Here is a 6932-nt window from a genome sequence, read left to right as displayed (position 1 = left end):
CGCCGCCACCGCTACGCCACGACCGTCATCGACGCCGGGACAGGCCGACGTGCCGCGGTCCTGCCCGGCCGCGACGCCGCCACCCAGGAACCCTGGTCGCGCGGACATCCCGGTGTCGAGGTCGTGTGCCGGGACGCCTCGGCCACCTACGCCGAGGCCGTCCACCGCGCCCTGCCCGACGCGGTGCAGGTCAGCGACCGATGGCACCTGTGGCGGAACCTCTGCGACAAGGTCCTGCCCGAGGTCCGCGCGCACGCCGGATGGTGGGCCACCGTCACCCCGCCCCGTCCCGGCGGGTTCACGAGCAGACCATCCGCGAACGCTGGAACAAGGTCCGCGAGCTGCGCGGCCGAGGTGTCGGTGTCGCGCCGGGGAGCGGGCGGTGTCCGCAGGCGCTTGAGCACGCGCCGTACGGTCGAGTCGACTGTCCACCCCCGGTACAGACGAACCACCCGCTGCCGCCGTCCAACACCCATCCCGAACACCTCCGACGTCGAGGTGTTGCGACGATTGACGATGTCAACCGCGACTGGCCCCGGAGTGGCGGCCTGAGGTGGACCCGCGCGAGCTCTCCTCAGACTGGCGGTTGTTGGTCGAGGAGCCCGCCGGGGTCGGTGCTGTAGGCGACCATCCAGCTGGGGTCGATGCGATACCAGACGTTCTCGTCCCAGAACGGGTCGTCGCCGTCGCCGTCGTAGTGGTTGACGAGGTAGTCGCGGATCGCCGGCCACGTCGGGTCGCTGCTCGTCCCCTCGGGGTTCAGCGGAACGGCGTGTCCGTGCGTGAAGATGCCGAGCTGCTCGCCGCGCATGAAGGTCGCGCTGATGCCGGGCCGCGCCGCGAGATGACGGGCCTTGGCGGCCTGGCGGTGGGTGCCGACGATCCAGCGACCGTGCAGGAGGTGCCCGTCGGCGCCGCTGATGCGTGGCTCCCCGCGCCGGGTGACCGTGGCGATGGCCAGGGTGCACATGCCTTGGCAGACTCGGACGACCTGCTCGGCATCCAAGGTGCTTTCACCTGGCCGGATGATCGATTTGAGGTGGCTGCCGGCGCCGGCCAAAGACGTGTCGAGCAGGACTTGGAGGCTGTGGAGCTCGTCGGGAGTTTCGAACATTCGGCCAGTGAATCAGCTCCCACCGACGGTGTCGGCTCGGTGCGCGGTCGCCGACCGGGCGTGGGCGAGTCGGTCTTCTCGCGCTCGGTCAGCACCTGGAAGAGGAGTTCGACGCGCCGGTCGGGTTCCCTGTGGCCGAACTCGTCGACGCAGACCAGGTCACCCCGGCCGTAGCGGGCGGTGGTCTTGGCGAGTCGGCGTTCGCCGGCGGCCTCGACGAGTTCGTTGACCAGCTTCGTGGCCGGCGCGCAGCGGACGCGGAACCCTTGCTGGGCGGCGGCGGTGCCCAGGCCGACGAGCAGGTGCGACCTGCCGGTCTTGTCCTGCGTGGCGCCACGGTGCGCGGCAGCGGTGAGGGCGGGGCCTTGCGCCTGCCCGGTGCCCGCATCAGCGGCCAGTTCAACTGTGCGGACATGCGGGTGAGCGACCGTCCGGGCTGCTGCTGGACTTGGGGAAGGCGCGAGTGGACGGCGCGGTGCTCCTGCCTGCGCGGGTGGTGTGCCCGGCCGCGGGCAGGGACGGCGAGTGCGGGCACCCGGGCCGGGTGGACCTGGGCGACTTCGCCTTCACCGCGTTGAGGGACGTGGACTGCGCATCCCGCAACCGTTGATCGACCTGCGGGTGAGCCGCCGGCCGCAGGTCCTGCTCACCAACACCGCTTCGCTGGTCTCCGGCTCCGCCGTGCTGACCAACTCGCTGGTGTTCACCCAGCTCCTGCGGATGCCCGCGACGGCGGGGTACGGGTTCGGCGAGTCCATGCTCGTGACCGGCCTCCTGCAGGCGCCGGGCGGGGTGTGCATGATCGCCGTGTCGCCGGTGTCGGCCAGGATGACCACCCGTCTCGGACCGAAGGTGACGCTCATGGCCGGTGCCCTGGTCCTCGCGTGCAGCTACGGCTTCGCGGCGCTGTGGACGGAGGTCAGCCCGCGTCGGCTGTGCGCAGGGTTTGGATGTGCGTCGCGCGTTCGCCGGTGTGGGGGTCGCGGCCGTGCCAGCAGCGGTAGTTGTCCAGTGCCAGGACGTCGCCCTCGGCGAGGGTGAACCGGGGCAGGGTGGGTTGCACGCGGTCGACCTCGGCGGTGAAGCGGGACAGCATGGCGGTGGTGTACTCGGTGTCGGGGTCGCGGTGCAGCGGCACGGCGCCGTCGGTGCGGCGGGTGATGCGCCTGCCGCCGCGGGTGTACTCGATGTGCCTGCCGACCCTGGGGGTGGCGGGCAGGCCGCGGGTTCCCGCCCAACGGCCGTAGAGGTCGACGTCGGTGGCGGCGAGGAAGGTCCTCAGGTCCTGCGGCAGGGAGTCGGTGAAGGCGTGGGCGTCGAGTGCGAACGACCCACCCCCGGTGGGTGCCTGCCGGGCGAGCATGACCAGGACGTGGTCCTCGTCGGGGTGGCGGCGTCGGGTGGGGGTGCCGGCGAGGTCGACGACGAGGTCGAAGCTGTCGGCGTGCAGCGGGACCACGGCGCCGTCCACCGAGCGCCTGGTGCGATGGGGGTACAGCTCCCGCAGGCCGGTGCCGAACAGCAGGGCGGCGGCCACCGCGAGCGAGTCGGGCACGGCGGGCAAGCCGGTCAGCACCACCGCTCCGGTCTCGGTCAGCACCCGCCGGGCGGCGGGGTCGGTCGCGTCGACCTGCTCGGGGACGAGGCCGGTCACCGGGCGGTCCGGAACCCGCGCGAGGACGGCACGAGCGCCGCCGCGGCGGGTGCGGCGAAGCAGACGACGGCGCAGGCGGCCAGCACCGGTTGCGGGCCGAAGTGGGTGATCGCCGGCGCGATGAGGGCCAGGCCGACCGGGGCGAGGCCGTAGGAGAGCAGGAAGTCGAGCGAGGACACCCTGGCCAGCATGCGGGGGTCGACCTCCCGCTGGGTGGCCGTGAACCACGGCACGTTGAACAGTTCGATGCCCAGGCCCGCCAGGACGTACGCGGCGACGACCACCGGGGCCGGGACGGGGAGCAGCAGGCTCAGCGGCGCGAACCCGTAGCAGGCCAGGCCCGCGAGCGCGGTCCACCCCTGGGCGCGGGGCCTCCACCGGGCGACGAGCACCGCGCCGACGAGCGCGCCGACGGTGTAGGCGGTGAGGGCGGCGGCGAGCACGGCCTCGGTGCCGTAGCGGTCCCGGCTGACCAGGGGCAGCACCACGCCGGTGGCGGAGTAGCCGGTGGCGATCACGGCGGTGAGCGCACCGAGGCCGGCGAGGAACCAGGGGTGCCTGCGGGCCTCGCGGACGCCGTCGAGGAAGTCCGCGGTGAAGCGCGCCCCGGCGCCGTCCGCCACCGGTGGCCGACCGGTGCCGGTCGGCGGGATGAGGGCGGCGCCGAACCACAGGACGCCGGTGGCGATCAGGAGCACCGGGGTGTCGACGACGACGGCGAGCAGCGCGGTGAGCCCCGGGGCCACCAGGGTGGTGACCCGCACCGAGAGCGTCAGCGCCGCGTTGGCCTGCTGCCGCTGCTCCTCGGCGACGACCTCGGCGGTCAGGGCCTGGAACGCCGGTCGGCACGCGCCCTGCCCGGCGCCGACCACCGCGGCGGCGGCGGCCATCAGCACGACCGACCGCCCCATGCCGAAGGCGATCACCGGTGCCGCGAACCCGGCGACCAGGCCCGCCCACAGCACGACCCGTCGTCGGTCGTGCCGATCGGCCAGCACCCCGGCCACGGGCACGGCGGCGAGGAACCCGAGCGTCCGGGCGGCCAGCACGACACCCAGTTCCACCGCGGTGATGGACCTCTCGAGCACGGCCAGGCCGAGGATGAACGGCAGCGCCCAGGTCGCGATACCGGACGCGGTGGTGCCTGTCCAGAGCCGGATGAAGGACGGGCTTCGGAGCACCGATGCCGATTTCTCCTCGGCGGGGGCGACGTCGTGCACCACGCGGACTCCTCTTCGCAGGGGGGCTTGCTTTGGTAATGATTATCGTTCAGGGTAGCGGTGCCGTTGTCGAGCAGTGGAGGGGTCCATGTCGCGTTCCGCCCGGTTGGTGCCCGTGTTCGCCGCGGTGGTGTTGGCCGCCGCCTGCGCCACACCGGAGAACGCCCCGAACGCGGTCGCCCCGTCCGGCTCGGTCGCCATCGAGAGCTGCGGCAAGCGGCTCACCTTCGACGGCGCGCCGCAGCGGGTGGTGGCCCTGGACCAGTCGTCCACCGAGACACTGCTGGCACTGGGCGTGGGTGACCGGGTCGTCGGCACGGCCAACCTCAAGACGAAGGTGTCGCCGCAGTACGCCGAGGCGTACGCGAAGATCCCGGTGCTCTCGCCGAAGGTCCTCACCGCCGAGCCGCTGCGCGCGGCCAACCCCGACCTGGTGGTGGCCTCGTTCAAGGAACTGTTCACCGCCGACCGCGCCGGCACCCGCGACGAGTTGGAGCAGCTCGGCGTGCCCACCTTCGTCAGCGCGGTCAACTGCCCCGACGGCAGGACCGAGCCCTTCGAGCGGATGTTCCGCGACTTCGAGGACCTGGGCGAGGTGCTGGGCGTCGCCGACCGGGCCGGGCAGATGGTCTCCGAGCAGCGCGCGATCCTGGACGAGGTCCGCGCCGCGGGTGAGAAGCGCCCGGACGGGCTGAAGGTCGTCTGGGTGTACTCGGTGTTCAACGGCATCCCGTACGTGGCCGGCAAGAGCGGCATGGCCAGCCACATGAGCGAGCTGGCCGGCGTGGTCAACGTCTTCGACGACGTGGACCAGGAGTGGCCCGAGGTGTCGTGGGACGAGGTCGCCAAGCGAGAGCCCGACGTCATCGTGGTCGGCGACCTCTCCGAGCGCGGCAACCCCGGCGACAGCGCGGCGGAGAAGCTGGCGATGATGCGCGAGCACCCGGCGGTGTCCCAGCTGGCGGCCCTGCGCGACGGGAAGGTCATCGAGCTGGCCGGCATCGAGATGGACCCCTCCGTGCGCACGGTGAACGCGCTGCGCACCTTCGGGGGCAAGCTCGACGAGATCACCGCCCGTGGCTGATCCGGCCGCGCTCCTCGACCCGGCGGTCGACCCCGTCGTCGCACCGCCTCCGACCGCCACCGCACCGCGCCCCGCCGGCCGCCGCGTGCTCGTGCTGCTGCTCTGCCTGCTCGTCCTCGCGGTGTCGCTCGTCGCGGCCGTGCGCGTCGGCCTCGGCGGCGGCATGGGGTGGTCCGAGATCGGGCGCTCGGTCGGCGCTCGGTTCGGCCTGCCCGTGCAGCCGCTGCCCAGGCTCGCCGACTCGCTGATCTGGGACCTGCGCGTGCCCCGGGTGCTGCTGGCCGCCCTGGTCGGCGCGGCGCTGGCGGTGTGCGGCGCGGCGCTGCAGAGCGTCACGCGCAACGCGCTGGCCGACCCCTACCTGCTGGGCGTGTCCTCCGGTGCGTCCACCGGGGCGGTGGTCGTGGTGATCCTCGGTTTCGCCGGCTCGCAGCTGGGCATGACCGGCGGGGCCTTCGTCGGTGCGCTGCTGTCCTTCGCGCTGCTGGTGCTCCTGCTTCGCCGCCGCGGGCTGGACTCGGTGCGCATCGTGCTGACCGGTGTCGTCGTGGGCCAGTTGTTCACCGCCGTCACCTCGCTGGTCCTGATGTCCTCCGGCGACGCCGACAGCACCCGTGCGCTGACCCACTGGCTGCTCGGCTCGATGGCACCGGCCCGCTGGCAGTCGGTCGTGCTGTGCGGGATCACCTGCGCCGTCGGGTTGCTGGTCGTCTGGCTGCACTCGTCGGCGCTGGACGGCTTCGCGTTCGGCACCGACACCGCCACCTCGCTCGGCATCGACGTGCGCACCGTGCGGATGGTCCTGCTGGTGACCACCTCCCTGCTCACGGCCGTCGCCGTCGCGGCGGTGGGCGCCATCGGTTTCGTGGGGCTCATCGTGCCGCACGGCGTGCGGTTCCTGGTCGGCCCGCTGCACCGGTTCCTGCTGCCGCTGTCCGCGGTGGTGGGCGCGACGTTCCTGGTGTGGACCGACGCGCTGGCCCGCATGGCGTTCTCGCCGCTGGAGGTGCCGGTCGGCGTGTTCACCGCGCTGCTCGGCGTCCCGCTGTTCCTGCTGATCCTGCGCAAGCGGGGTGAGCTGTGAAGATCGAAGCGCGACACATGTCCTGGGGCGTGCCCGGCCGCACCATCGTGCGCGAGGTCGACCTCGTGGTACACCCCGGCGAGACGGTGGGCCTGATCGGCCCCAACGGGTCGGGCAAGTCCTCGCTGCTGCGGTGCCTGGCCGGTCTGCGACCCCCGACCGGGGGAGAGGTCCGCTACGACGGCACCGACATCGCCGGGTGGCCGGCACGCACCAGGGCGCGGCACGTGGCATTCGTCGAGCAGACCGCCGACACCGAGAGCGACCTGACCGTCGGCGAAGTGGTCATGCTCGGCCGCACCGCCCACGGGTCGCCGTGGCGCGGACCGAACGCCACCGACCGCGCCATCGCCGCCGCCGCGCTCGACCGGCTCGACCTGACCACCCTGGCCGACCGTCCGTGGAAGCAGCTCTCCGGCGGCGAACGCCAGCGCACCCACCTCGCCCGCGCGCTGGCCCAGCGCACGTGGGGACTGCTGCTCGACGAGCCCACCAACCACCTCGACGTGCGCCACCAGCTCGAACTGCTCGAACTGGTCGCGGCGACGCGGCAGACCGTCGTCGTGGCCCTGCACGACCTCGCCCTGGCCGCACGCTACTGCGACCGCCTGGTGCTGCTCCAGCACGGCGCCGTCGTCGCGGACGGCCCCGCCGAGCGGGTCCTGACCCCCGCGCGGCTGCGCGAGGTCTTCGAAGTGGACGCCGACGTCGGGCGCGACGACGCGGGCCGCCTCGCCGTCGCCTACCGGGGTCCCGCTCGCTGAACCCACCACGAG

At 73.1% G+C, this 6932-nt stretch carries 7 protein-coding genes and 2 pseudogenes; 4 read left to right on the top strand and 5 right to left on the bottom strand.

The window, feature by feature from the left end:
• Positions 1–369: pseudogene (locus CKY47_RS36920) on the top strand (transposase); the annotation flags it as partial.
• A gap of 205 nt (positions 370–574) precedes the next feature.
• On the opposite strand, the gene CKY47_RS15215 reads toward CKY47_RS36920, so the two are convergent.
• From CKY47_RS15215 to CKY47_RS15195, 5 genes and pseudogenes are all read right to left on the bottom strand, one after another.
• Positions 575–1114 (bottom strand): pyridoxamine 5'-phosphate oxidase family protein, encoded by a 540-nt coding sequence (locus CKY47_RS15215; RefSeq protein ID WP_306746438.1) that lies wholly within the window; start codon positions 1112–1114, stop codon positions 575–577.
• Positions 1115–1194: 80 nt separating this feature from the next.
• Positions 1195–1512, bottom strand: a pseudogene (locus CKY47_RS15210) (ATP-binding protein); the annotation flags it as partial.
• Between the two features lie 168 nt (positions 1513–1680).
• Positions 1681–1977: a hypothetical protein gene (locus tag CKY47_RS15205; RefSeq protein ID WP_306746437.1), complete on the bottom strand. Its 297-nt coding sequence runs from the start codon at positions 1975–1977 to the stop codon at positions 1681–1683.
• 56 nt (positions 1978–2033) lie between these two features.
• A complete protein-coding gene (locus tag CKY47_RS15200) occupies positions 2034–2768 on the bottom strand; it encodes a TauD/TfdA family dioxygenase (protein WP_306746436.1) in 735 nt (244 codons plus the stop codon).
• Positions 2765–3949 (bottom strand): MFS transporter, encoded by a 1185-nt coding sequence (locus CKY47_RS15195; RefSeq protein WP_306746451.1) that lies wholly within the window; start codon positions 3947–3949, stop codon positions 2765–2767. The genes CKY47_RS15200 and CKY47_RS15195 overlap by 4 nt, the downstream gene beginning before the upstream one ends.
• Positions 3950–4076: 127 nt before the next feature.
• On the opposite strand from CKY47_RS15195, the gene CKY47_RS15190 reads away from it, so the two are divergent.
• From CKY47_RS15190 to CKY47_RS15180, 3 genes are read left to right on the top strand one after another with little or no spacing between them, the layout of a single operon-like run.
• On the top strand, positions 4077–5072 hold the full coding sequence (locus CKY47_RS15190; RefSeq protein ID WP_306746434.1) for an ABC transporter substrate-binding protein: 996 nt from the start codon (positions 4077–4079) through the stop codon (positions 5070–5072).
• Complete coding sequence (locus tag CKY47_RS15185) at positions 5065–6156, top strand: FecCD family ABC transporter permease (protein ID WP_306746433.1); 1092 nt, start codon at positions 5065–5067, stop codon at positions 6154–6156. Before CKY47_RS15190 ends, CKY47_RS15185 begins: the two co-directional genes overlap by 8 nt.
• Entirely contained in the window at positions 6153–6920 is a 768-nt protein-coding gene (locus tag CKY47_RS15180; protein ID WP_306746432.1) for an ABC transporter ATP-binding protein, read from the top strand. The genes CKY47_RS15185 and CKY47_RS15180 overlap by 4 nt, the downstream gene beginning before the upstream one ends.
• Positions 6921–6932 lie beyond the last annotated feature (12 nt).

This window comes from Saccharothrix longispora (genome assembly GCF_030852425.1).
GTDB lineage: Bacteria > Actinomycetota > Actinomycetes > Mycobacteriales > Pseudonocardiaceae > Actinosynnema > Actinosynnema longispora.
The sequence above is the reverse complement of the archived record's forward strand: the minus strand, read 5'-3'. Positions and strand labels throughout refer to the sequence as shown.